Source organism: Aquipuribacter aurantiacus (genome assembly GCF_051216895.1).
In the GTDB taxonomy this organism is placed as follows: Bacteria; Actinomycetota; Actinomycetes; order Actinomycetales; family JBBAYJ01; genus Aquipuribacter.
On sequence record NZ_JBPKAO010000011.1, the window covers coordinates 86,110 to 110,781 of the forward strand.

Annotated in this window: 15 protein-coding genes; 11 read left to right on the top strand and 4 right to left on the bottom strand. The window is 71.7% G+C overall.

Annotation, left to right across the window (positions count from 1 at the left end; all coding sequences use genetic code 11):
* Positions 1 to 6 precede the first annotated feature (6 nt).
* Together ACR80Q_RS14530 and ACR80Q_RS14535 are read left to right on the top strand one after the other, a co-directional pair.
* Positions 7 to 1,005, top strand: a complete 999-nt coding sequence (locus tag ACR80Q_RS14530) for a glycosyltransferase family 2 protein (RefSeq protein ID WP_435378354.1) — start codon at positions 7 to 9, stop codon at positions 1,003 to 1,005.
* Positions 1,002 to 2,498, top strand: coding sequence for a lipopolysaccharide biosynthesis protein (locus ACR80Q_RS14535; RefSeq protein WP_435378355.1), 1,497 nt, complete (start codon positions 1,002 to 1,004; stop codon positions 2,496 to 2,498). The genes ACR80Q_RS14530 and ACR80Q_RS14535 overlap by 4 nt, the downstream gene beginning before the upstream one ends.
* Positions 2,499 to 2,525: 27 nt before the next feature.
* On the opposite strand, the gene ACR80Q_RS14540 is transcribed toward ACR80Q_RS14535, so the two are convergent.
* Entirely contained in the window at positions 2,526 to 3,845 is a 1,320-nt protein-coding gene (locus ACR80Q_RS14540) for an O-antigen ligase family protein (RefSeq protein WP_435378356.1), read from the bottom strand.
* Positions 3,842 to 4,993, bottom strand: a complete 1,152-nt coding sequence (locus ACR80Q_RS14545) for a YveK family protein (protein WP_435378357.1) — start codon at positions 4,991 to 4,993, stop codon at positions 3,842 to 3,844. Before ACR80Q_RS14545 ends, ACR80Q_RS14540 begins: the two co-directional genes overlap by 4 nt.
* Before the next feature lie 338 nt (positions 4,994 to 5,331).
* On the opposite strand from ACR80Q_RS14545, the gene ACR80Q_RS14550 reads away from it, so the two are divergent.
* From ACR80Q_RS14550 to ACR80Q_RS14570, 5 genes are all read left to right on the top strand, one after another.
* Complete coding sequence (locus ACR80Q_RS14550) at positions 5,332 to 7,617, top strand: malectin domain-containing carbohydrate-binding protein (protein WP_435378358.1); 2,286 nt, start codon at positions 5,332 to 5,334, stop codon at positions 7,615 to 7,617.
* Between the two features lie 185 nt (positions 7,618 to 7,802).
* Positions 7,803 to 8,576 (top strand): glucose-1-phosphate cytidylyltransferase, encoded by a 774-nt coding sequence (gene rfbF / locus ACR80Q_RS14555; RefSeq protein ID WP_435378359.1) that lies wholly within the window; start codon positions 7,803 to 7,805, stop codon positions 8,574 to 8,576.
* 7 nt (positions 8,577 to 8,583) lie between these two features.
* Complete coding sequence (locus ACR80Q_RS14560; protein ID WP_435378360.1) at positions 8,584 to 9,915, top strand: NAD(P)H-dependent oxidoreductase; 1,332 nt, start codon at positions 8,584 to 8,586, stop codon at positions 9,913 to 9,915.
* A complete protein-coding gene (locus tag ACR80Q_RS14565; RefSeq protein ID WP_435378361.1) occupies positions 9,912 to 11,042 on the top strand; it encodes an NAD-dependent epimerase/dehydratase family protein in 1,131 nt (376 codons plus the stop codon). Before ACR80Q_RS14560 ends, ACR80Q_RS14565 begins: the two co-directional genes overlap by 4 nt.
* A 2-nt stretch (positions 11,043 to 11,044) precedes the next feature.
* A complete protein-coding gene (locus ACR80Q_RS14570) occupies positions 11,045 to 12,376 on the top strand; it encodes a UDP-glucose dehydrogenase family protein (protein WP_435378362.1) in 1,332 nt (443 codons plus the stop codon).
* Between the two features lie 27 nt (positions 12,377 to 12,403).
* Here ACR80Q_RS14570 and ACR80Q_RS14575 read toward each other — a convergent pair whose 3' ends face one another.
* Together ACR80Q_RS14575 and ACR80Q_RS14580 are read right to left on the bottom strand one after the other, a co-directional pair.
* On the bottom strand, positions 12,404 to 13,996 hold the full coding sequence (locus ACR80Q_RS14575; protein WP_435378363.1) for an FAD-dependent oxidoreductase: 1,593 nt from the start codon (positions 13,994 to 13,996) through the stop codon (positions 12,404 to 12,406).
* Positions 13,997 to 14,099: 103 nt separating this feature from the next.
* Complete coding sequence (locus tag ACR80Q_RS14580) at positions 14,100 to 15,179, bottom strand: glycosyltransferase (RefSeq protein WP_435378364.1); 1,080 nt, start codon at positions 15,177 to 15,179, stop codon at positions 14,100 to 14,102.
* A 201-nt stretch (positions 15,180 to 15,380) separates the two neighbouring features.
* Between ACR80Q_RS14580 and ACR80Q_RS14585 the strand changes: the two genes are divergently transcribed.
* The 4 genes from ACR80Q_RS14585 to ACR80Q_RS14600 all read left to right on the top strand — a co-directional run bounded on the left by ACR80Q_RS14585 (position 15,381) and on the right by ACR80Q_RS14600 (position 24,552).
* Positions 15,381 to 16,409: a phosphoribosyltransferase gene (locus tag ACR80Q_RS14585; RefSeq protein ID WP_435378365.1), complete on the top strand. Its 1,029-nt coding sequence runs from the start codon at positions 15,381 to 15,383 to the stop codon at positions 16,407 to 16,409.
* Between the two features lie 134 nt (positions 16,410 to 16,543).
* The gene (locus tag ACR80Q_RS14590) at positions 16,544 to 18,109 is read left to right on the top strand and encodes a sugar transferase (protein WP_435378366.1); all 1,566 of its coding nucleotides are present in this window, start codon (positions 16,544 to 16,546) and stop codon (positions 18,107 to 18,109) included.
* 198 nt (positions 18,110 to 18,307) lie between these two features.
* Entirely contained in the window at positions 18,308 to 19,615 is a 1,308-nt protein-coding gene (locus ACR80Q_RS14595) for a glycosyltransferase family 4 protein (protein ID WP_435378367.1), read from the top strand.
* Between the two features lie 191 nt (positions 19,616 to 19,806).
* A complete protein-coding gene (locus tag ACR80Q_RS14600; RefSeq protein WP_435378368.1) occupies positions 19,807 to 24,552 on the top strand; it encodes a DUF4082 domain-containing protein in 4,746 nt (1,581 codons plus the stop codon).
* The last annotated feature ends 120 nt before the right edge of the window (positions 24,553 to 24,672 follow it).

Consider the following 24,672-nt stretch of genomic DNA (forward strand, 5'->3'; position numbering starts at 1 on the left):
CCAGATGTGGACGAGCAGCGAGACGGGGTGACGCGGCACCGCGTCGCCGTCGTCATCCCCACCCACGACCGGCCCGACCTGCTCCGTCGCACGCTGACGACGGTCCTGTGTCAGCGGGACGTGGACCTCGAGGTCGTCGTGGTCGACGACGGGGACCAGGGGCTCGCCGAGGCCGTCGTCGAGTCGATGCAGGACGACAGGGTGCGTCTGGTCCCGGCCAGGGTCCCGCACGGCGGCCCGTGCGCCGCGCGCAACGTGGGCACCGCCAGCACCACGGCCCCGTGGGTGGCGTTCCTGGACGACGACGACCTGTGGGCCCCGGACAAGCTCGCGGCCCAGATGGCGGCCGTCGACGCCCTGGACGGGGCGGGCTGGGTGACCGCCGGTGCGGTGTCGGTGGACGACGACCTGCGCATCCTGTCGTGGCAGGCGCCGCCCGCGCCCGGCCTGCAGCGTCGCCAGATCGCCGTCAACCTGATCCCCGGCGGCGGCTCCGCGACGGTGGTCGCACGGCGGGTGCTGGACGAGGTCGGCGGGTTCGACGAGTCGATGCGGCACCACGGGGACTACGAGATGTGGGTCCGGGTGTCGTTGGCGGCCCCGCTTGCCGTCGTCGACCGCCCGGTGGTCGGCTACCTCGTGCACGGTGGCGGCCTGTCCCGCGGGACCGCCGGCGGCCGGGCGGCCAAGGCACAGCTGAGGCCCCGTCTGGAGGCGCTGCAGGCCGAGCGCGGCGTCGCCCCCGAGTTCGACAGCTGGGACTTCATCTGGGGGGACCTGGAGCTGCGCTCCGGTCGCCGCTGGGACGCGGCGCGGACCTACGCCGCCCTGGCGCTGCGCCGGCGGGACCCGGGGCTGCTCGTGCGGGCCGCCGCGGCGGGAGTGGCTCCCGGGCGCCTGCAGGCGCGCAGCGAGCGGTGGGCGTCGGCGCAGGTGCCGTCGTCGGTGCGGGCCGAGGCCGAGTCGTGGCTGGCCGACGTCCCGTCCCGGTCCTCTCCCGCGTGACCGAGGCCCAGGACCGCCTGGACGCGGTGCTTCAACGGCCGGAGATGCAGGGCGCCAGTGGTCGCAGCGCCAGGGGGATCGCCTGGAACGTCGGTACGCAAGGGCTGTCCTACGCCCTGCGGCTGGCCAGCATCCCCATTCTCGCGCGGCTCCTGACGCCGGACGACTACGGGCTGGTGGCCATCGTCACCGCCATCACCGGGCTGGTCACGGTCGTCGGCACGCTCGGCATCAGCGAGGCCGTGATCCAGCGCAAGACCATCAACCACGCCCAGTCGAGCACGCTGTTCTGGCTGAACGTGCTGTTCGGCATCGTCCTCATGCTGCTGGCCATGGCCTTCGCCCCGTTGATCGCGCTCGCGTTCGACCGCGACGAGCTGCTCCTCATCACCGTCGTCAGCGCGACGTCCTTCGCGGTCGCCGGGCTGGGCGTGCAGCACCAGGCGCTGCTCATGAGGCGTCTGATGCACCGCCAGGTCGCGCTGCGGCAGCTGATCTCCGTGGTGGCCGGCATCGTGGCGTCCGTCATCGCTGCGCTCGTCGGTGCGGGGTACTGGTCCCTCATCATCCAGGTCCTGGTGCAGACGGCCGTCGGGGTGCTGCTGTCCTGGACGGCCATGCCGTGGCGACCGGGCCTGCCGCACCGCCGTACGGGCATCGGGAGCATGCTCAAGTTCGGCGGAGGCGTGTCCAGCTTCCACCTGATCAACTACGTGGGCCGCAACTCCGACGCCGTCATCATCGGCGCGTTCCTGGGCGCTCCGCAGGTGGGCATCTACTCCCGCGCCTACAACCTGCTCAACGCGCCGCTGGAGCAGGTCCTTCAGCCGGTGGCCAACGTCATGCGCCCCACCATGGGCGCGCTGTGGGGCGACGACGAGCGGTACCGCCGCTACTACCTGACGGTGCTGTCGGGCATCGCGTACGTGTGCATGCCGCTGGTGCTGGTTCTCGTGGTGCTGGCCGAAGCGGTCGTCGCCATCATGCTCGGACCGCAATGGTCGGAGTCGGTCGAGGTGTTCCGCTGGCTGTCCGTGGCCGGGTTGTTCACGGTGGTCGGGTACACCAACGGCTGGCTGTACGCCACCTCGGACCGGGCCTGGCAGTGGGCGCGCTGGGCCCTCTTCAGCCGCCCCGTCGTCATCGCCGGGTACTTCGTCGGTTTGCCCTGGGGTCTGGTGGGCATCGCCATGACGCAGGCCGCGATCAGCTTGGTCCTCGCGCCCCTGGGGCTGTACCTGGCGGGTCGCGGCACCCCCGTGAGACTGCGGGACATCGTGAAGGCGGTGGCCCGTCCCTTCGTCCTGGCGGTGCTGATGGCCGGCGCCGCCCTGGGAGTGGCCATTCCCCTCGCCGACGCCGGCAGCGCTGTGGTCCTCCTCGTCGGCCTCCCGGTCTCGGGGGGGGTCGGTCTGCTCGTGGTGGGCGTGTGGCCGGGCATGCGCCGGGACGTCCAGGGCATGGTGCGGACCTTGCGCAGTCGTCCCACCTGACCTCCCGCAAGGGTTCCTACGGTGCGGTCAGTCGCTGACGGCAGCTCGTTCGGCGTCGGCCCACGGGTCGCCCCCGTCCCGGGTCAGCAGCGGGGCGGCTGCGATGCCCGCGAACAACCACACCAGATAGTTGGCCGTGGGGTACGGGACCGGGCTGAGCATGGCCGCGATCAACCACATGACGGCGGACGCGAGCGCAACCAGACGCCAGCCCGCGCCGTCCCCGTGCTGGCGCCTCAGGAGCGGGGTGATGAGCGACAGGACCACGGCGACGAGGTAGAGCGTGGCCGCGGGCAGACCCGTCTCGGCGGCGCGGGACAGCGGGATGTTGTGGATCTCGATGCGCACGTTGGTCAGAGGGATGTCATCCAGCTGACGGACGTATGACATCCCCTCGTCGGTCGCAAACCGGGTCCACCCGACGCCGTCCAAGGGGCGGTCGGCGATCACGCGCAGTGCGGCGGAGTTGGTGTTCTCGCGGTCGTGGACCGACCTCGAGGTCGTGGCCCGTTCGGTGAAGGACTCCGACAGCGACGGGACGGACGCGACCACGGACAGCCCCAGCACGGCGACCAGGACGGCGATGGCCAGCGCGGGCAACCGCATCCGCTTCTCCAGGACACAGACCACGACCAGGGCGACGACGGCACCCAGCCAGATCGAGCGCGTCTGCGTGAGCACCGTGCCGAGCAGGCACAGCAGGACGGCCATGACGGCCAGCGCTCGCCACCAGCCTGTGAACCGCGTAGCTGCGAGGGCGCTCGCGGCCGCGATCGTGCCCATCACGAGGCCTGCAGCCTCGGACGCGACGAAGGGCCCTCGAGCGCGGCCGAACTGGATCCCGACCTCGGGGTCGACGATGTACTGCGGCCACACCAGCTGGGGCGCCGTCATCTCGAGCACGGCTGTCACGCCCAGGTAGACCCCCACCAGGACGAGAGTGCGCAGCAGGAGGGCGCGCCGTCGAGGGGTGGACCAGATGAGCGGGGCCAGGCAGAACAGAAAAAAGGGTACGACGATGCGGTCGAGAAGGGCGAACATCGCGGTCGTGTCGGACAGCACCCCGGCCGTCGCAGCCGAGATCAGCACTCCCAGGACCGCCAGCACCATGAACACGTTGACGGGGCGAAGCCGCAGCCGCTGCCAAGCGGCCGGCGTCAGGAGCAGCAGACCCAGGCCGGCGGCGAAAGCCAGCCGGTCCAGCGGTAGCGGGACCCCGGCTGCGGCCGTGTTGCCCGAGAGCAGGCTCAACGGGACGAAGATGGTGAATGCCCACACGTACAGCGGCAGCCACGGCTGCCTCGTCGTGACCGCCTGCGCCTCACGCGTCAGGGGGGGTGAGCTCACCGGCGGCTCGTGACCTCGTCGGTGCCCTGCCCGGCCGTCTCGTGCGGGTGCGCGTCAGCGTCGCCAGCCACCGAGGCGCTGTTGTGGCGGTCACGCATGGCTGCGAACGGGTCGTCGTCGTCCGCGGCCCACGGCTCCAGCCGGGTGTCCGTCGACGGCCTCTCCACGGCGTCGGTTTCCGCCACCGCCGGCTGCGAGGCGGGTGAACGGGGACCCGCGTGGCTGCGGCGGCGCTCGCGACCGCTGCGGCGGGACGCGGTCGTCGCGGTCGTCTGAGCCGGCGCCCGCCGAGTCGTGCGCCAGGCGAGCAGCATGGCCGTGAGCGTTCCGACGAGCAGGCCGAGCACGGCGCCGATCAGCAGCAGCAAGGTGGCGTCGTCGGCGATCACCTCGGCGGGGCGGGCGATGGTGAGGTCGACCCGGTCGGTGTCCGACAGCTGCAGGTAGCGCGCGCCCAGCTCGTCCTGGCGGAGGGTGAGGACGCTCAGCTGTGACTCGGCGGTCACCACCTCCGCACGGGCGGCGTCGATGGACGCCTGGGGAGTTGCGATCTCCTGGTCCGGCTGGACCAGCTGGTCGAGCTCGGTCTGCAACCGCTGCACAAGGACCCGCTGAGAAGCGACCTGACCGCTGACCTCCTCGTACTCAGCCAGCGCACCCGACGTGATGTCCTCCTGGCTGGCTCCCTGCACCTGGGCCACCAGCGCCTCCGCCAGTGCCTGCGCGGCGACCGCGGCGTCCTCCGGGTCCGAGCCCGACACCTCGAGGATGATGACGCTGGAGTCCGGGATGGGGGAGGCCGACACCGAGCCGACCGTCTGCGCCGTCTCGGCGCCGATCAGGTCCTGCAGCCCACCGGTTGCCGACGCGTCGTCCACGAATCGCGAGTACGTGGCGGCCAGCTCCTGCGTGGCGAAGACGACGCCAGGCACCGATTGGGACGCCAGCGTCTGCCCGCCGACGAGCAGGCGCGTCTCCGCGGTGTAGGTCGGGGGGACCAGCGTGGCCAGGCCGACACCGGCGACCAGGCCCACGGCCATGAGGGGCGCCGTCAGCCGCCACGAGCGCAGCAGCCGCCGTCCGTGCCGCGTCACCGCGCCGTCGCCCGTCTCGTTCGGCGGCTCGCTACGTGCGTCGTGGTGGGTCATGCAGGCTCCCGGTGCTTCGCGTCTCGGACATCTGGATCGGCCGTGCCGCGGTCCGCGCCGTCCGCACACGTGCCCGGGAATGGTGCAGGTGGTCACCCCGGGCCCTGCCATTGTCGCCGACCCGACGAGGTACCGGTGACAGAACGGTTGAGGAAACCCCTCTGGGGGGTGGGCGCGTCGCCTGGTTGGGGGCCGGTGGAGCACCGTCCGAGACCACCCGTGGCGCTGGGTGCTGCATGAGGATGGTTGAGTGACGGTTGATATACGCAGCGCTACAGGCGCGGGCAGAAACCGCCGTCCCTAAGGGGGACCCCAACCCAGGAAGAGGCTCCCCCGCCATGCGAAACCCACGCAGCCTGCTCGCCATCGCGCTGACCGCCTGCGTCTCAGCCGGGACGCTCGTCGCCGCCGTCGCTCCTGCCCAAGCCCTGACCAGCCCGTTGCGAATCAACGCCGGGACGACGAAGTCGGCGACCGCCTCCGGCGTGGCCTGGTCCGCGGACCGGTACGCCGTCGGTGGGTCGACGTCGGCCAGGGGGGTACTCCCCGGCCACCCGGACGCCGCCGTCCTGTCGACGATCAGGTTCGGCATGAGGGGCTACGACATCCCGGTGCCCAACGGCGACTACTCGGTGACCCTGCTGATGGCCGAGACCTTCCACACGGCCAAGGGCAAGCGCGTGTTCGACGTCACCCTCGAGGGCAGCCGCGTGCTGACGTCGCTGGACGTCTTCGCCGCGGCCGGCGGAGCCCACAAGCCCCTCACCCGGACCTTCACCACGACTGTCAAGGACAGCCGTCTCGACCTGGACTTCGCGGCCAAGGTCGACCACGCCACGATCTCGGGCATCGTCGTCCAGCCCCGGACGGTCTCCGCGCCGGCCCCGGCCCCCGCCCCGGCACCCTCTCCGATCCCGGCGCCCGCACCCGCTCCCACCCCCGTTCCCGCCGGGAAGGTCGTCCACCAGGTCGACGCCGGTGCGGCCGCTGCATCCACGACCGGTGGCATCGCCTGGGCCAAGGACCACGGCTACGTCGGGGGCACCGCGTCCGCGCACACGACGGTGGCCGGCTCGGTCGCGCCGGGTGTCTACGGCAGCATCCGCCACGGCATGTCCGGCTACGACCTGGCCGTTGCCGACGGGACCTACGACGTCACGCTCCGCATGGCGGAGACGTTCCACAAGGCCGCCGGCAAGCGGGTCTTCGACGTCAAGGTGGAGGGGGCGACCGTCCTCAGCTCGTTCGACGTGTACGCGGCGGCCGGCGGCTGGGCCAAGCCCGTCGACCGGACGTTCCGCACCGTCGTCACGGACGGGCGCCTGGACATCGACTACACCAACCGCGTCGACCGGGCCACGGTCTCCGCCATCACGGTGGCGGCCGTCCCCACGGTCACGGCCCCCGCCCCGGCGCCCGTGCCCACCCCGGCGCCCGTGCCCACACCCGCGCCCGAGCCGGTCCCCGCGCCCACCCCGACCCCCACCCCTCCGCCCGTACCGGCCCCCAGCCCGACCCCTCCGCCCGTACCGGCCCCCAGCCCGACCCCTCCGCCCGTACCGGCCCCCAGCCCGACCCCTCCGCCCGTACCGGCCCCCAGCCCGACCCCTCCGCCCGTACCGGCCCCCAGCCCGACCCCTCCGCCCGTACCGGCCCCTGCGCCGGTCCCGAACCCGGCCCCCAACCCGGTCGCGGCCGGCTACCCGTTCTCCGACAGCAGCGTGTGGAGGCAGTCGATCCGCACCGCGCCGATGCACCCGCGCAGCGATGCACTGGTCAAGCACCTCCACCAGTCCGTCACCTCGCGCTACAACGGTGTCGCCACCTTCAACGTGTGGGACTACAACTCCAGCTATTACGTGGTCGACGGCAGCAAGACGGCCCGCACCACGGTCAAGTTCGACAACTGCCAGAACAAGTCGGGCACGCCCAAGGGGCTGTACGACGGAGACAAGCACTTCGTGTCGGTGCCCGTGCCGGCCGACGCCGTGCCCTCGCCCGGCCGTGACGGTGCGTTGGTCATCTACTCGCCGCAGACCGACCAGCTGTGGGAGTTCTGGCGTGCCTCCAAGAGGTCCGACGGCTGGTACGCCTGCTGGGGCGGACGGATGGACAAGGTCAGCACCAACATCGGGCACTTCAACGGGAGCTTCGGCACCACCGCCACGGGCCTACCCCACGCCGCGGCGCAGATCAGCCTCGCCGACGTCCGCTCCGGCAGCATCAACCACGCGATGGGCCTGATCCTGGCCGAACCGGGCGCGTACAAGACCTACAGCTGGCCGGCCCAGCGCAGCGACGGCTGGAGCACCCACCCCGACGCGGTGCCCGAGGGCCTCCGCCTACGGCTCGACCCTTCCGTGGACGTGGACAGCCTCAAGCTGCACCCGGTCGCCGCGATGATCGCGAAGTCGGCCCAGACCTACGGCTTCATCGTCGTCGACAAGGCCGGGGCGACGGGTGTCTACACCGAGAGCGGCATCCCCGAGAAGAACCGCACCGGTACGGATCCCTGGAAGGGCATCCTGGGCTCCACGCCCTCCTACGAGGTGCTCCGCGGGTTCCCCTGGGACAAGCTGCAGGCGATGCCCATGGACTACGGCAAGCCCGGAACCGCTCTCTGACCCGGCGTGACGCGTACCACCGGATGGCTGCCCGCCATCCGGTGGTACGCCCTTGTAACCGCCTCGTGCGACGCCCCTGCTCGCTACGCTCGTCGACGTACGGGTGGACAGGGGTCCGACCGTGAGCGGCCCCACCCTCGTCGAGGTGCTGCCGGGCGGCACGCAAACAGAGGGGCAGACGGATCATGAAGGCGGTCATCCTGGCCGGGGGCCTCGGCACCCGGTTGAGCGAGGAGACCTCGGTACGGCCGAAGCCGATGGTCGAGGTCGGCGGGTACCCCGTGCTGTGGCACATCCTCAAGAGCTACGCGGCCCACGGGGTGGACGACTTCGTCATCTGCTGCGGTTACAAGGGCGCGATCATCAAGGACTACTTCGCGAGCTACGCCATGCGGATGTCCGACGTGACGTTCGACCTGAGGCTGAACACCCTGGAGGTGCACGCGGCGAACGCCGAGGACTGGCGGGTCACGCTGGTGGACACCGGTGACGACACCATGACCGGCGGCCGGTTGCGGCGCGTCCGGCACCACCTGGGCGACGAGCCGTTCTGCTTCACCTACGGCGACGGCGTGGCCGACGTCGACATCACCGCGCTGCTGGCGTTCCACCGCGAGCAGGGCAAGACGGCCACGATGACCGTCGTGCAGCCCCCCGGCCGTTTCGGTGCCGTGCAGCTGGGCGAGACCCAGACCGAGGTCCACGCGTTCAGCGAGAAGACCGACGGCGTCGGGGCCTGGATAAACGGCGGGTACTTCGTGCTCGAGCCCTCGGCCATCGACGAGATCGATGGGGACGACACGGTGTGGGAGCAGGAGCCGCTGCGCCGGCTGGCGCACGCCGGTCAGCTCGCGGCGTACAAGCACGACGGGTTCTGGCAGCCCATGGACACGCTGCGCGACCGTAACGTCCTCGAGAACCTCTGGCACAGCGGCAACGCGCCGTGGAAGGTCTGGTGACACCGCAATGATCCTCGTCGACACGGCGCTCGCGAAGCGCGCGGAGGACGGCGACCCGGTGCGGTTCGCGATGTTCGGGGCCGGCTTCATGGGTCGCGGCATCGCCAACCAGGTCGCTCGCTACACCCCCGGCATGGAGCTGGTGGCCATCTGCAACCGGACCGTCGAGGCGGCCGTCGACGCCTACGCGCGCGCCGGCATCACCGACGTCACCGTCGTGAGCAGCGCCGCAGAGCTGGACGCCGTGGTGGCCCGCGGCGGGTACGCCGTGACCGACGACCCGTCGGTCGTCAACGCGGCCGACCACGTTCAGGTGGTCGTGGAGGCCACCGGGCACGTCGAGTACGGCGCCCGCGTCACCCTGGAGGCCATCGAGCACGGTAAGCACGTCGTGCTGATGAACGCCGAGCTCGACGCCACCGTGGGACCACTGCTCAAGGAGCGGGCCGACGCGGCCGGTGTCATCGTCACCGGGTGCGACGGCGACCAGCCCGGCGTCCAGCTCAACACCATCCGGTTCGTCGAGCAGCTGGGCCTGCGTCCGCTGGTCGCGGGCAACATCAAGGGCCTGCAGGACCGCTACCGCAACCCCACCACCCAGGCCGGCTTCGCCAAGCAGTGGGGCCAGACGGCCAACATGGTCACGTCGTTCGCCGACGGCACCAAGATCAGCTTCGAGCAGGCGATCGTGGCCAACGCCACGGGCATGACGGTCGCCCAGCGCGGCATGATCGGCATCGAGCACGACGGTCACGTCGACGACATGCTCGGCATGTACGACATCGACCGGTTGCGTGAGCTCGGTGGCATCGTCGAGTACGTGGTCGGGGGCAAGCCCAGCCCCGGCGTGTACGTGTTCGCCGAGGCGATCGACACGGCCCAGGCCCACTACCTGGACTACGGCAAGCTCGGCAAGGGACCGTTGTACAGCTTCTACGTGCCCTACCACCTGACCGTGTTCGAGGTGCCGCTGTCGGTGGCCAGGGTCGCGTTGTTCGGCGACGCCGTCATCGCACCCGTCGGCCCGCCCGTGGTCGACGTCGTGGCCACCGCCAAGATCGACAGCCGGGCGGGGGAGACGATCGACGGCCTGGGCTACTACATGACCTACGGCCTGTGCGAGCGCTACGACGTGGTGCGGGCCGAGGGGCTGCTGCCGATGGGCCTGGCCGAGGGCTGCCGGCTGCGCCGCGACGTCGTCAAGGACCAGGTGCTGACCTACGACGACGTGGAGCTGCCCACCGGCACCGTCGTCCACCCGCTGCGCGCCGAGCAGGACGAGCGCTTCGTCCCGGCCGCACCCGCCCGGACCACCACCACCGGAGGACCCCCCGCATGAGCACCGACACCACGGGGGGGCAGACCGCGGCGGACGTCGTCGCGGGTGACCTCGACCACATCGTCTCCGGGCTGCGCGAGGAGCTGGCCGAGATGGCCGGGCACCGGCTGCTCGTCGTGGGCGGGGCCGGGTTCCTGGGCCACTACCTGGTCCAGGCGGCCGTGCACCACAACCGGACCGTCGACGCCCCGCCCATCGACGTGACGGTGTTCGACAACTACTCCCGCGGAATGCCGGACTGGCTCACGGCCCTGGACGGCGAGCCGAACCTGACGCTGCGGACGTTCGACATCACCGAGCCGCTGCCGGCCGACATGGGCCACTACGACTACGTCATCCACGCCGCGTCCATCGCGTCGCCCACGTACTACCGGCTGCACCCGATCGAGACGATGGACGCCAACGTCAACGGCCTGCGCACGCTTCTGGAGTACGCGGTGGCGCAGAAGGCGGCCGGGACGCCCCTCAAGGGCTTCCTGTTCTACTCCACGAGCGAGATCTACGGCGACCCGACGCCCGACATGATCCCCACCCCGGAGACCTACCGCGGCAACGTCAGCTGCACCGGGCCGCGTGCCTGCTACGACGAGTCCAAGCGCTACGGCGAGACCCTCTGCGTCAACTTCGCGGCCCAGCACGGCGTGCCTGTGACCGTGGCCCGGCCGTTCAACAACTACGGCCCGGGGTTGAAGATCACCGACGGTCGGGTGCTCAGCGACTTCGCCCGGGACGTCCTGGCCGGGCGCGACATCGTCATGCTCAGCGACGGCAGCCCGACCCGGACGTTCTGCTACGTGGCCGACGCCGTGGTCGGGTACTTCAAGATCCTTGTCCGGGGCCGCGCCGGCGAGGCGTACAACATCGGCACCGAGACTCCCGAGATCAGCATGGCCGAGCTGGCTGACCGCGTGGTCGCGGCGGCCTCGGCCGAGCTGGGTTACACCGGCTGCGTCGTGCGGGGCGAGAGCTCCGACGCGGAGTACCTGACGGACAACCCCAACCGTCGTTGCCCCGTCATCACCAAGGCACGCGAGGAGCTCGGCTACGACCCGACGGTGCAGGTCGACGAGGGGCTGCGGCGGGCACTGATCTGGTACCGCGACAACGCGACGGCAGAGGACTCCTGAGCATGCGCGTGTCCATCGTCGGGACCGGGTACGTGGGACTGGTGTCCGGGGCCGGGCTGGCCGACGTCGGCCACCACGTCGTGTGCGTGGACCTCGACCCCGCCAAGGTCGACCTAATCAACGCAGGTGTCCCCCCGATCTTCGAGGACGGCCTGGAGGAGCAGCTGGGCCGCGTCGTCGGTACCAGCCTGAGCGCCACGACCGACCTGCGGGCGGCGGTGCTGGGCAGCGAGCTCACCCTGATCGCCGTCGGGACGCCGTTCGACGGTCGGCGGATCGACCTGACCTACGTGCGCGAGGCCGCGCGCCAGATCGGCGAGGTGCTGCGCGACAAGGACGAGTACCACGTGGTCGTCGTCAAGAGCACCGTCGTGCCCGGCACCACGGTCGACGTCGTGCTGCCCACCCTGGAGCAGGCCTCCGGCAAGCGGGCGGGGGAGGACTTCGGGGTCGGGATGAACCCGGAGTTCCTGGCCGAGGGCGTCGCGGTCGTCGACTTCACCCGGCCGGACCGCATCGTGCTCGGCGGCGTCGACGACCGGTCGCGCGCGGCGTTGGCCGAGCTGTTCGCGCCGTTCCCCGACGCCACCCTGGTGCCGACCGACCCGACGACCGCCGAGATGATCAAGTACACGGCCAACTCGCTGCTCGCGACGATGATCTCCTTCTCCAACGAGATCGGGAACCTGTGCGCGAGCGTCGGCGTGGACTCCGTCGAGGCGATGGCGGGCGTGCACCTGGACAAGCGACTCAGCCCGATGCAGGCCGACGGCAGCCGGGTCCGGCCGGGCTTCCTCAGCTTCCTGGCCGCGGGCTGCGGGTTCGGTGGCAGCTGCTTCCCCAAGGACGTCAAGGCGCTGGTGGCGTTCGGTCAGCAGCACGGGCACGAGATGCCGGTGCTGGACGCCGTGCTGCAGACGAACGCCCGTCAGCCGGACAAGATGCTCGGGCTGCTGCGACGGCACGTGCCCGACCTGGCCGGGGCCCGGGTCACGGTGCTGGGGATGGCGTTCAAGCCGGGGACCGACGACGTACGGGAGTCCCCGTCGCTGCCGGTCACCCAAGCACTGGTCGACTCCGGTGCCGTGGTCCGGGCCTTCGACCCGATCGCGCGGGAGACCGCGCAGCGGGTCGTCAGCCCGCAGGTGACGTTCACCGACACGTTGGCCGAGGCCCTCGACGGCGCCGACGCGGTGCTGCTCATGACCCGGTGGCCGCAGTTCGAGCAGGTTCCGGCGCTGCTGGCGGAGGCCGGGCAGACGCCCGTGGTGGTCGACGGGCGGCGGCTGCTGGCGAAGGACTCCGTACCCCGCTACGAGGGCATCGGCCTCTGATCGGTCGCTGCCCCCGGGGCCGGCCGCTCAGCGGGTGGGCAGCTCGTCCGCCAGCCGGTCGCCCAGGCGCAGCGCCAGCGCGAGCAGGGTCAAGGTCGGGTTGGCTGCGCCCGAGCGGGGGAACACCGAGGACCCGGCGACCCAGAGGTTCCGCACGTGGTGGACCCGGCAGTGCGGGTCGACGACCGACAGGGCCGGGTCGCGGCCCATCCGGGTGGTGCCTATGTGGTGCGCGCCGCCCTCGGGGTCGACGAACCCTTCGGGGCCCAGCAGCGACACGACCTCGTGGCCCAGCAGCCTGCCCAGCCTGGCCGCGACCATCCGGCCGGCCGTGGCGGCGGACTCCTGGTCGTGGGCGGTCAGCTGCCAGTGCAGGTCGGCGGTCGGGACCCCGTCCTCGTCCGGCACGTCGGACAGGGTCAGTCGGCTGCTGCGGGACGGCTCCTGCTCGGCCATCACGTGGACCCGCAGCACATCGCGCGCGCGATGGTCGGCGGCCAGGACCCGTCGGACGGCGTGCCCCGCCACGTCCGTGACGACCGGCAGGACGGCTCCCGGGCGCCGCAGGACCGACAGGGGGCCGGGCGGGTCGGCGGACCTCAGGTCCCGCCACCGGTCGACCGACGCCTGCGAGGCCTGGCCGTCGTGCCCCAGGCCGACCGGCCCGTCCACGGTGCCCGGCTTGAGCTTCCAGGCCGCGTTCAGCAGGTCGTGCTCGCGTCGCAACCACGACGGCAGGGCGAGCTTGGTCTGCCGGGGGCCGCCGTCATCGCGCACGTCCCACGGCGCCAGCACGGCGTCAAGCCCCCGGTCGACGCGGACCACGCCCGTCGCCACGTGGGGGTGCTCCATGAAGTACCGGCCCACCACGTCCTGGCCGTTGCCGAGGCCCTGCGGCTGCTGCTCCCGGGACACCAGCAGCAGCCGGGCGTTCTCCAGCGCCCCCGCGGCGAGCACGTAGGCACGCGCTCGGACCAGCAGGCGCCGACCGGCATGCACGCACCTGAACCCTGTCACGGTCGCGGGCTCGCCCGACGAGACGACCTCCAGCACGCGGCACCCGGTGAGCAGACGGACCTGGCTCCGGTCGCGCAGCTCGCGGGGGAGCTGCTCGGTGAACACCGCGGCGGGGGCGAACACGTACTCACGAGCCTCGAGGCCCTCACCGAGAGGACGGCCGTCCTCCGTCCCCCGGGGTGTGAGCCCGGTGAGCTGCCGGGCCCGGGCGTAGAACGGGGCGAGGTCCGCCGAGGAGAGCGGCCAGTCCTCGGAGCCGTCCAGGTCGTCGTCGTCCAGCTCGTGCAGCCGGACGTGCCGGCCCCCGCGTGGCGTCTCCACGCTCCAGCGCAGGGCGCTGCCGCCGACCCCCGCGCTGCGGGTGGCGGCCGGTGCGTACGGCAACCCGGTGCTCGTCGTCCCCGTGACGTCGAGGCCGCCCGCGGGGACGTCGGCCGGGCCGGCCTCCAGCAGGAGCACGGTCAGGCCGCGCCGGGTGAGCGCGTCGGCCAGCGTCAGGCCGGCGGGACCGGCCCCGACCACGCAGACGTCGGCCTCGGACACGGGCGCCGCGTCCCACGAGGACGGGGTGGCCACGGCCCGCCCTGGTTCGACACCGGCCACTCACGTCCTCCTTCTGCGGAGCCCGTGCGGCTCGAGTCGCCTGATCGTCCCAGGCGGCCGAGAGTGTTTCGGCCGCGGGTCCGGTGCGGGGTGAACCAGCTGCTCAGTGCCTCGGGGACGGCGCGACGCCGTGGCGGCTGCCCACCTGCTGCAGTGCTCGCTCGAGCAGCGGCGCGACCGACGGCACCGTGTAGCGGGACAGCGCGAGCGCCCGGGCTGCAGCCCCGCGTCGGGCCCGCTCCCGGGGGTCCGCCAGCGGGCGGAGCGCCGCGACCAGGTCGTCCAGCGACCCCGAACGGAACACCGGTCCGGTCGGACCGACGGCCCAGGGCAGCGGCCCCACGTCGCTGACCACGACCGCCCGCCCGATGAGCATGGCGTCGACCAGCTTGAGCGGTAGCTGCGCGGAGCCGTAGCGCTTGGCCTCCGACGGGATGACGACGACGTCGCTGGCGGCGGTGAGTGACAGGGGGTCCAGCCTCCCGTCGAGCGGGCCGACCCACTGCTCCCAGGGGGCGGCGTCGGTCGGAGGGGCCTCGGTGACGAGCAGACGCCAGCCCTCGTCGGCCAGCCGTGCGACGGCGGCGCGCAGCAGCGGCAGCCCCTTGTGACCGCGGCTGGTCCCGATGAACCCGACGAGGGGCGCGGAGCTGGTGTGGGGGGCCCCGTCGCCGGGGTCCGGCCGGGCGTGGGGCACGACCACACCCCCCCAGCGCCGCTGCAGCGCGGGGTTCGACACCGTCGTGGGGGTCCGGCGCGCGTTGACCGCGAGCTTGGCGTGGCTGGGCATCAGCCGACGGTCCTGCCACATCCGTCGGGCGCTGTCGGCCGGGGTGTCCCCGGAGTGGATGGTGACGACCTCCAGGTCCGGGTCGTCCACGTCGGCCAGCAGGGGGACGCCGGTCGCACGCGCCAGCCGCAGACCGGCGCCCAGGCTGACCTGCAGGGCCTTGACGGTCATGAGGACGTCGGTGGAGCCGCGGACCAGCCGCTGCAGCGAGTCCGGGTCGACGCGCCGCAGGTGCGCCGTGAAGGGCTGGTCCCGTAGCGACGCCAGCACCTCGCCGGGCTGGGTCGTCACGGCCGTCACCTCGTGCCCCAGGTGCTGCGCCACCTCGATGAGGCACTTGGTCCGCAGAAGCTGGGTGTCCGCGAAGGAGGGGGTGAGCAGGGTCAGCCGCATCGGCGTGGTTCCTCAGCAGGATCGGCCGTGGCCGTCGTGGCACGGCAGGAGTTCATCGTCGATTGATACCACTGCGCCGCCGGGCTCGTCCCGGCTTCCCTGTCCGCTGGGGACCGAACGGGGACGACGAGGGCTCCATGGTCACGCGGGGTGGCGGCCTCTAGGCGGACAGCGACCTGGGGATCCGCAGGTCTCACCGATATGGTCTCGCCACCCCTCGGCGAGGTCCCCCCGGACCGTCGCCTGCCCGATCGAGCCCTGGAGGGCCCCGTGCAGTACCGCAGCGTCGCCGACCTGAGCCGAGACGTCGCGGAGTGGGCCGACAGCCTCCCGCGCGACATCGACGTCGTCGCCGGCATCCCACGCAGCGGCATGCTGCCGGCGAGCATGCTGGCCGTGCACCTGCACGTCCCGCTGGCCGACCTGGACGGCCTGCTCGCGGGACGGCTGCTCTCCTCGGGAGCCCGGATGGGCGGACAGCGTCCGAGCGAGGTCATCGACGACGCCCGCCGCATCCTCGTCGTGGACGACAGCGTCATGTACGGCGGGGCTCTCGACCTGGCGCGGGACAAGGTGCGCGGTCACGGCCTGGAGGGCCGGATCGAGTTCGGGGCCGTGTACATCGCCGACCCCGGCAGCCCGGCCAAGGTGGACCACTGGGCCGCGGTCGTCCCCAACCCGCGGGTCTTCGAGTGGAACGTCCTCCACCACTCCCGCCTCGCCGAGGCCTGCATGGAGATCGACGGCGTCCTGTGCCGGGCCCCTCGGGCGGCGGAGTCGGACGGCGCCGCCTACGAGGGCTTCCTGCGCGACGTGCCCGCCCGGCTCGTGCCGGCCCAGGAGGTGGGCTGGTTGGTGACCTCGCGCAGCGAGCGCTACCGGTCGCAGACCGAGCGCTGGCTGGCCGGGCACGGCATCAAGTACCGCGAGCTCGTCATGAGCGCCGAGGACCCGCCCGGCGCCGGCGTCCCCTCGTCCGACCGCGCGAGGCACAAGGCGGACGTGTACCGCCGCACGCAGGCATGGCTGTTCATCGAGGGCGACGTCGAGCAGGCCGTGGGCATCGCGACCATGGCGCGTCGGCCGGTGTTCGCCGCCGACGCCCGGCAGATGATCTACCCCGGAGTCGCGGCCGGAGCGGCACCGCGCCGCCGCGACAGCCTCCGTTGGCACCTGCCGAGCCACGCCGTCCGGCTGCGACGTCGGATCGGTCGGACGCTGCGCGGTTGAGGGTCATCCACCTACCGGGGACAAAGCGGGCGTGTCGGACCAGTTCGGTCGTTCCGGCATCCTGTGGCGCCCCATCCGGCTAGCGTTCGAGCGCATCGCCGACGGCTAGCGACGTCGGCCGGCGAAGGAGTCTCATGAGCGTAGAGAGCGACCTGGCTGACGGCAGGGCCGACCACGCGAAGGCGGTCGAAAGGTCCCCGGAGCACGAGCGACGGCGGGCTCGTCCCCGGGTGAGGACGTCGTGGGCGTCGCCGGTGCCCTTCGCCCTGCAGGAAGGGGTGAACGTCCACCAGGTCGCGAAGGACGCAGTGGCGCGTCGGGGCTCGTGGATCGGCCCGTTGCTGCGGCGGCTCGTCGCCACCGACGCGGTGGTCGCGACCCTGGTGATGGCGGCGTGCCTGTACTCGCTGCCCGCCACCAGGGGGGAGACGGTGCCGTACGCCCTGCTCGCCGGACTGCTGTGGGTCCTTCTGCTGACGTTGCTCGGCGGCTACGACAGCCGGCGGCTGGGGGACGGTCCGGAGGAGTTCGAGAAGATCGGGCAGGCCGCTGTCCTCGCCATCGCGCTCCTCGGGGTGGTCAGCTATGCCTTGCAGCTCGTGCTGCCGCGCCGGGACGTCCTGGTCGCGGTCCCGGTCATCGCGCTGACCACCGTGCTTGGGCGGTACGTCTGGCGCCGGTGGCTGCACCGACGGCGCCGCGACGGTGCCGCGATGCTTCGTACGATCGTGGTGGGGGAGCCGGCCGCAGTGGCGGACGTCGTGGACCACCTGCGCCGTGACGCTCATCATGGCCTGGACGTGGTGGGGGCCTGTACCCCGGTGGGGGGTGTGGACGCCTTCCGGCTGGGCGGGGTCGAACCGCTCGGTGTCGTCTCCGAGGTTCCCCAGGTGGTGGTGGACAACGCCATCGACAACGTGGTCGTCGTCGGGTCCCAGATCACCGGGGGGTCCCTGCGGCGGCTGTCCTGGGCGCTGGAGCAGACGGGCGCCGATCTCATGGTCGCCCCCGGCCTGGTCGAGGTGACGGGCGCGTACGTCTCGCTGCATCCGGCTGCAGGTCTGTCGCTGCTCCGGGTCGAGAAGCCGGCCCAGAGCTCGGGCCGTCTGCTGATCAAGAGTGTTCAGGACCGGATCATCGGCACCGTCCTGTTCCTGGTGGCGCTGCCCGTCATCGCCGTCGCGGCGGTCGCGGTCCGCCTCACCAGCCCGGGCAAGGCCTTCTTCGCGCAGGCTCGGGTCGGCCAGGACGGCGAGCGCTTCACGATGTGGAAGCTTCGCAGCATGGTCCCCGACGCCGAGCGGCTGCGCAACGACCTGCTCGACCAGAGCGACCGAGACGGCCTCATGTTCAAGATGCGTGGCGACCCGCGCGTCACGCCGGTGGGACGGGTGCTGCGCAGGTACTCGGTCGACGAGCTGCCGCAGCTGTGGAACGTCGTCCGGGGTGACATGTCGTTGGTGGGTCCCCGACCACCGTTGCCCCACGAGTACGCCCAGTACCACGACCAGGTCCACCGACGGCTGCGGGTGAAGCCCGGGCTCACCGGCCTGTGGCAGGTCAGCGGACGGGCTGACCTGTCCTGGGAGGAGTCCGTGCGCCTGGACCTGCGCTACGTCGACAACTGGTCACCGGCGATGGACCTGCAGATCCTGTGGAAGACGTTCCGGGCCGTGATGAGTGGCTCCGGGGCCTACTGACGCGTGACTGATGCCCGGCTTTGTCCGGGCCTGCTCGGTCACTAACTGTAGTGACGTTGGCGGCAGAGGGCCATCACCGTCACTCACGGGTGAAATTTCCTCTCAGATCAGCGGACGCAGGGGAGCGAGCCCTCCTATCGTCACTGAGTGTCAGGGTCGCGGTGGTCCCGACCGGTCGCACGGTAGGAGGAGGAGATCGTGGTCCGAGACCCATCTGTACCTGGTGGAACGGGCGCCAAGCGCGTCCTGATCGTCGTGCAGAACATGAACTTCCGCTTCGACCGACGGGTGCAGAACGAGGCGCACGCCCTCGTGGCCGCCGACATCGGGGTGACCGTCATCTGCCCCAAGGGTTCGACCACGGACCCGGATGTCCTGGACGTGGACGGAGTGATCGTCCGCAGCTATCCGATGCTGTCGCCCACCTCGGGTGTGATCAGCTACTTCCGGGAGTTCCTGGTCGCCTGGTTCCAGGCCGCGAGGTTGTCATGGCGGACCCACCGCGAGGAGGGCTTCGACGTGATGCAGGCGTGCAACCCGCCCGACACCTACTGGGCGCTCGCGCGCCTGTGGCGGTTGTGGGGCAAGAAGTTCGTGTACGACCAGCACGACCTGTGCCCGGAGATCTTCGGCGACCGGTTCCCGGCCTCGTCGGCGCGTAACCGGGTGCTGCACCGCATCCAGCTCTGGTTGGAGCGGGCCAGCTACGCCACCGCGGAGCAGGTGGTGGTGCCCAACGAGAGCTATCGGGAGATGGCCATCACTCGGGGCGGGGTACCGCGCGAGCGCACCACGGTGGTGATGAGCACGCCGGACCACCGCATCCTGAGGCGGGGGGAGCCGCAACCGGACGCCCGCGAGGGCAAGTCGTTCCTGGTCGCCTACGTCGGGGTCATGGGTCCGCAGGACGGGGTCGACCGCCTGCTCCGGGCGGCCAAGCTGCTACAGGAGGCCGGTCGGAACGACATCAGGTTCGTGCTGATGGGCTTCGGCGACTGCTTCGAGAACTTGCAGGCGCTCAGCGCGGACCTGGGCCTTGACGAGTGCGTCCACTTCACCGGACGGGTCGACCAGACGCAGCTGCGGAGTTGGTTGTCCGCCGCCGACCTCGGGGTGACACCCGACCCCCGGACCCCGTTCACCGACCGCTCCACCATGAACAAGACGTTGGAGTACATGGCGTGCGAGCTCGCCGTGGTGGCGAGCGACCTCGTGGAGAGCAGGCGCAGCGCCGGCACGGCCGCGGTGTTCGTCGAGGACGAGCAGCGGTTGGCGACGGCGATCGCCGAGCTGCTCGACGACCCCGACCGGCGGGCCGTGATGGGCCGGCTCGGCCGTGAACGGATCGAGACGGAGCTGTCCTGGGAGCTGTCCGCCGTCAGGTACGTGGCGACGATGAGCGCGGTCCTGGGCCTCGACGTACTGACCGGGACCTCGCTGCTCCCGGTGCAGACCCGTCGGCCGGGTGCCCGTGCCCGTTACCTGAGACTGTCGGGCGCTTCGTAGGCCGCTGGTGACTGTGCGTGACCCAGTAATCGGTCCCGCCCCATTCGTCCCCCGAGGTTGACCCGTAATCCGAAATGATCATCCAAACCCTGATACCCCCGTGTTGACGGGGGTCTATGGTGTCTAGATCTCGGCCGTCCGCCCCGATCCAGACCTCGCCCGGACTTCGGATGGTCATTGTGGAGGTTACCGTGCGTGACACCGACTCGTCGCACCTCGTCATCCGGCTCCGAGCAGTCGCCTTCGCGTCGGTGCTGGCTGTCCTCGCCAGCACGATGGTCGTGGCGTCGGGGGCAAGTGCGGCGGCGGAGGCGTGCGCAGCCGGACAGAACACCGTCGCCTGCGAGAACTCCAAGCCGGGGTCCCCCAGCTCGGAGTGGGACATCGCCGGGGCCGGTGACGAGTCGATCCAGGGGTTCTCCACCGACATCAGCGTCGACCTGGGCCACCGGGTCGACTTCAAGATCGACACCGACGCCTCGGCGTACACGATCGATGTCTACCGGCTCGGCTGGTACGACGGTGACGGGGCGCGCAAGGTGGCGACGCTCACCCCGTCCGCGCCCCTGCCCCAGCAGCAGCCGGCCTGTGCGAGCGACCCCAGCACGCTGCTTTACGACTGCGGGACCTGGGCGGTGTCTGCGTCATGGGACGTGCCCTCCGACGCGGTGTCGGGGGTCTACGTAGCTAGGCCCGCCAGGGCCGACACCGGCGGTGCCAGCCACATCCCGTTCGTCGTCCGCGACAGCACCAGTACGTCCGACATCGTCTTCCAGACCTCCGACACCACTTGGCACGCCTACAACCGGTACGGCGGGGCGAACCTCTACAACGGGGCCAACGGGCGAGCGGTCAAGGTGAGCTACAACCGGCCGATCACGACCAGGGGGGACGTGGAAGGCCGGGACTACCTGTTTGCCAACGAGTACCCGATGATCCGGTTCCTCGAGCGCAACGGCTACGACATGAGCTACATCAGCGGGATCGACACCGACCGCCACGGCGACCTGCTGACCAACCACAGGACCTTCCTGTCGGTCGGCCACGACGAGTACTGGTCGGGCGCCCAGCGGGCCAACGTGGAGGCTGCCCGCGACCAGGGTGTGAACCTGGCGTTCTTCGCCGGCAACGAGGTCTACTGGCGGACCCGGTACGAGCCCAGCATCGACGGGACCAGCACGGACTACCGCACCCTCGTCTGCTACAAGGAGACGTGGTCCGGCGCCAAGACCGACCCGTCCGCCGAGTGGACCGGCACGTGGCGTGACCCCCGCTTCTCCGGGGGTGGCGGTCGTCCCGAGAACGAGCTCGTGGGCACCGCCTACATGGTCAACGACGCCGACCTCGCGATCAAGGTCCCGGCCGCCGAGGGGCGACTGCGGTTCTGGCGCGACACGGCCGTCGCGGACCAGGCTCCCGGCAGCGTGGCCACCCTCGCGCCCCACACCCTCGGGTACGAGTCGAACGAGGACCTGGACAACGGCTTCCGGCCGGCCGGCCTCGTGCGGCTGTCCGAGACCGTCGGTGACGTCCCCGAGTACCTCCAGGACTACGGGCAGGTGGTCGCCCCCGGGACGACGACGCACCACCTGACGACCTACCGCGCACCCAGCGGGGCCCTGGTCTTCTCGGCCGGGACCATCCAGTGGGCCTGGGGGCTGGACACCTACCACGACGGGGTGGTCGCGCCGGTCGACCGCAGCATGCAGCAGGCCACGGTGAACCTGATGGCCGACATGGGAGCGGTCGCCGACACGCTGATGGACGTCCTGACGGTGCCCCAGCCGTCGACCGACGAGACCCCAGCCGCCGCGACCATCACGGCACCCGCAGCGGGAACCACCATGCAGAACGGGGACCAGGTGATCGTCACGGGGACCGCGTCCGACGTGGGCGGTCGCGTCGCGGCGGTCGAGGTCTCGCTCGACGGGGGCGACACGTGGCACCCGGCGACCGGGCGCGAATCCTGGAGCTACGAGGGCGTCGTCCACGGCCAGGGGGAGGTGGAGTTGCTCGCCCGGGCCACGGACGACAGCTTCAACCTGCAGCCCGACCCCACGTCGGTCGCCGTGGCCGTGAGCTGCCCCTGCACGCTGTTCGGGAACGAGGTGCCCTCCGGACCCCCGGCTGCCGACACGTCGGCGACGGAGCTCGGCGTGCGGGTGGTCGTCGAGGAGTCGGGCTGGATCGAGGCGGTGCGCTTCTACCGCGGGGCCGCCGGCGGCGACAGCTTCCCGGTCACGCTGTGGTCGGAGGACGGCAGCGTGCTGGCGTCCGCGACGGCCGGGCCAGTGACCGCAGCCGGCTGGGTGACCGTCCCGCTGCCGGCCCCGGTCCGGGTTACCCCGGGGACCGAGGTCGTGGCCTCGTACCACGCCCCTCAGGGTGGGTACTCCTTCGAGCCCGGCCGCTTCTACTCCCCGGGTGTCCTCGCGCCCCCGTTGCGGGCACCGGCATCGGTCGCCACCGAGGGCAACGGTGTCTACAAGTCGGGTCGGGGCTTTCCGACCAACAGCTACCAGGCGTCCAGCTACTGGGTGGACGTCGTGTTCACCGACGTCGACTCCATCGCGCCCACCGTGTCGACGCAGACTCCGCTCGCAGGCTCCAGCAGCGTCCCGGTGGCCACCCCGGTGACCGTCGAGCTGTCGGAGCCCGTCGACCCCGGCTCGGTCGAGCTGACCGTGTCCAGCGGTGCGGCGATGGCGGCCGTGGCCGGGACCACGGTGGTCGAGGAGAGCAGGTCGACCGTGCGGTTCACCCCCGCCTCACCGCTCAGCGAGGGCACGACGTACACCGTGTCGGTCACCGCCACGGACCTGGCCGACAACCCGATGGTCCCGGCGACGTGGACCTTCCGCACCGTTCAGCCCGACCCGGAGCCGGGGGTGTGCCCGTGCTCGGTCTGGCCGGACTCCTACCGCCCGACGCTGGAGACCTCGGACGACGGGGCCTCGGTCGAGCTCGGCCTGCGGTTCGTCACCGAGCACGACGGCGAGGTCGTCGGCGTGAGGTTCTTCAAGGGGGTCGGCAACACCGGCACCCACACCGGTTCGCTGTGGTCCGACGGCGGTGCCCTGCTGGCCCGCGCCACCTTCACCGACGAGTCGTCGACAGGCTGGCAGCAGGTCCAGTTCGACCAGCCCGTGACCGTCGAGGCCGGGGTGCCGTACGTGGTGTCCTACCGCGCCCCGCACGGCGGGTACTCCTACGACGCAGCCCTGCTGGAAGCGGGCGAGGTCGTCCGGTCGCCGCTGACGGCGATGTGGCGGGGCGGTCGCTACACCTACGGCGCCGGGTTCCCGGCCCAGGGGTCTAGCACCAGCTACGCGGTGGACGTGGTCTTCACCCCGGCGCCGGGCGGACCGGTCGTCGGACGCACCGTCCCGCAGGACGGTGCGAGCAGCGTCCCGTCCGACCAGGTCCTCTCGGCGCTCCTCGACAGCCCGATCCGCCCGGGGGAGGGCGAGGTCACGCTGGAGAGCGGTGACGGGGACGTCGTCCCGGGCACCACCTCGGTGGTGGCGTCCAGCCGGACCGTGACCTTCACGCCGGAGGTGGGACTGTCCGCGTCGACGACCTACCAGGCCACCCTCACCGAGGTCCGGTCCACGACCGGGGACGTGCTGGCCCCGTACACCTGGTCGTTCACCACCACCGGCACCTGTCCCTGCTCGCTCTTCGAGACCAGCACCAGGCCCGTCGTCGAGGACACCGGTGACACGGAGGCGGTCGAGCTCGGCGTCCGGGTCGTGCCCGACGTGGCCGGCTCGGTGAGCGCCGTGCGCTTCTACCAGGCGGGTCGTGCTCCTGGCGCCTACGAGGCCACGCTGTGGTCGGCCGGGGGTGATGCCCTCGCGGTCGGTCAGGTGCAGGTGGATGCGGCCGGGTGGCACGAGGCCGAGTTCGCCGAGCCGGTCCAGGTGACTCCGGGCCAGGTGTACGTCGCGTCGTACCTGGCTCCCTCCGGGCGCTACCCCGTCACGAAGTCGACCTTCGCGACCCCGGTGTCGAACGGTCCGCTGTCGTCGGCGCCCGGGGCCAACGGCGTCTACCGCTACGGCGGGGGGTTCCCGACGCAGGGGGCGCCCAACGCGTCCAGCTACCTCGTCGACGTCGTCTTCGTCGCCGGTGAGGCTCCTCCGGTGGTCGAGGGGGTGCGGGTGAGCGGCGTCGACCCCGTGGCCGGGGCCGGCACGGTACCGGTGGACCGTCCGGTCACCGTGTCCTTGTCCGAGCCTGTCCTGCCGTCCCAGGTGGCCATCGGCCTCAGCAGCGGGGGCGCGGCGGTGCCGGGGACCGTGGAGGCGGTCGACGCGCAGACCGTGCGGTTCGTCCCGGCCGCGGCGCTGGCGCCCTCGACGCAGTACCAGGCCAGCGTCAACGTGTCGGCCGTCGCCGGCGGACCCCCGTCCGACGAGCTCGCCTGGTCGTTCATGACCGCATCGGCACCCGGGACACCGGGACAGTGCCCGTGCAGCGTCTGGGACGACGGCACGGTCCCGGCGGTCGCATCCGTGGACGACCCCGGTTCGGTCGAGCTCGGCATGCGGTTCTCGCTCGACGCCCCGGTCCGGGCCACGGCCGTCCGCTTCTACCGCGGTCCGGCGAACTCCGCCCCGCAGTCCGTCTCGCTGTGGTCGCAGAGCGGTGACCTGCTGGCCACCGCTCCGGCCACCGGGCTGAGCAGCAGCGGTTGGCAGACCGTCGCGTTGGCGACGCCGGCCCTGCTGTCGACGGGCCAGACGTACACCGTCTCCTACCGGGCCGGCCAGGGCGGGTACTCCTACAGCGCCAGCACGTTCGCGTCCGGGTCGGTCGTCGTGCCTCCCCTGTACGCCGACGGCGCCGTCTACACCTACGGCAGCGGTGCGCCGACGGCGCAGTCCGGCGCCAACTACTGGGTGGACGTCGTGGTCGAACGTGTCACGGGCTGACCACCCCGACGCGCGACCGGCTCCACCCACGCGGAAGCCACCCCGCGGGGGGGCGCGCCGTGCTCCAATTGCTCTGGGCAGCCCGGCGCCCGCCCCGGGGCCGGGCGACGTCCGCGAGGC

Excerpts from the sequence above, each read along its gene's own strand:
- rfbF (WP_435378359.1), top strand. The coding sequence starts at position 7,803 with ATGAAGGCGGTCATCCTGGCCGGGGGCCTCGGCACCCGGTTGAGCGAG.
- ACR80Q_RS14560 (WP_435378360.1), top strand. The coding sequence starts at position 8,584 with ATGATCCTCGTCGACACGGCGCTCGCGAAGCGCGCGGAGGACGGCGAC.
- ACR80Q_RS14545 (WP_435378357.1), bottom strand. The coding sequence starts at position 4,993 with ATGACCCACCACGACGCACGTAGCGAGCCGCCGAACGAGACGGGCGAC.
- ACR80Q_RS14585 (WP_435378365.1), top strand. The coding sequence starts at position 15,381 with ATGGTCTCGCCACCCCTCGGCGAGGTCCCCCCGGACCGTCGCCTGCCC.
- ACR80Q_RS14590 (WP_435378366.1), top strand. The coding sequence starts at position 16,544 with ATGAGCGTAGAGAGCGACCTGGCTGACGGCAGGGCCGACCACGCGAAG.
- ACR80Q_RS14570 (WP_435378362.1), top strand. The coding sequence starts at position 11,045 with ATGCGCGTGTCCATCGTCGGGACCGGGTACGTGGGACTGGTGTCCGGG.
- ACR80Q_RS14580 (WP_435378364.1), bottom strand. The coding sequence starts at position 15,179 with ATGCGGCTGACCCTGCTCACCCCCTCCTTCGCGGACACCCAGCTTCTG.
- ACR80Q_RS14550 (WP_435378358.1), top strand. The coding sequence starts at position 5,332 with ATGCGAAACCCACGCAGCCTGCTCGCCATCGCGCTGACCGCCTGCGTC.
- ACR80Q_RS14565 (WP_435378361.1), top strand. The coding sequence starts at position 9,912 with ATGAGCACCGACACCACGGGGGGGCAGACCGCGGCGGACGTCGTCGCG.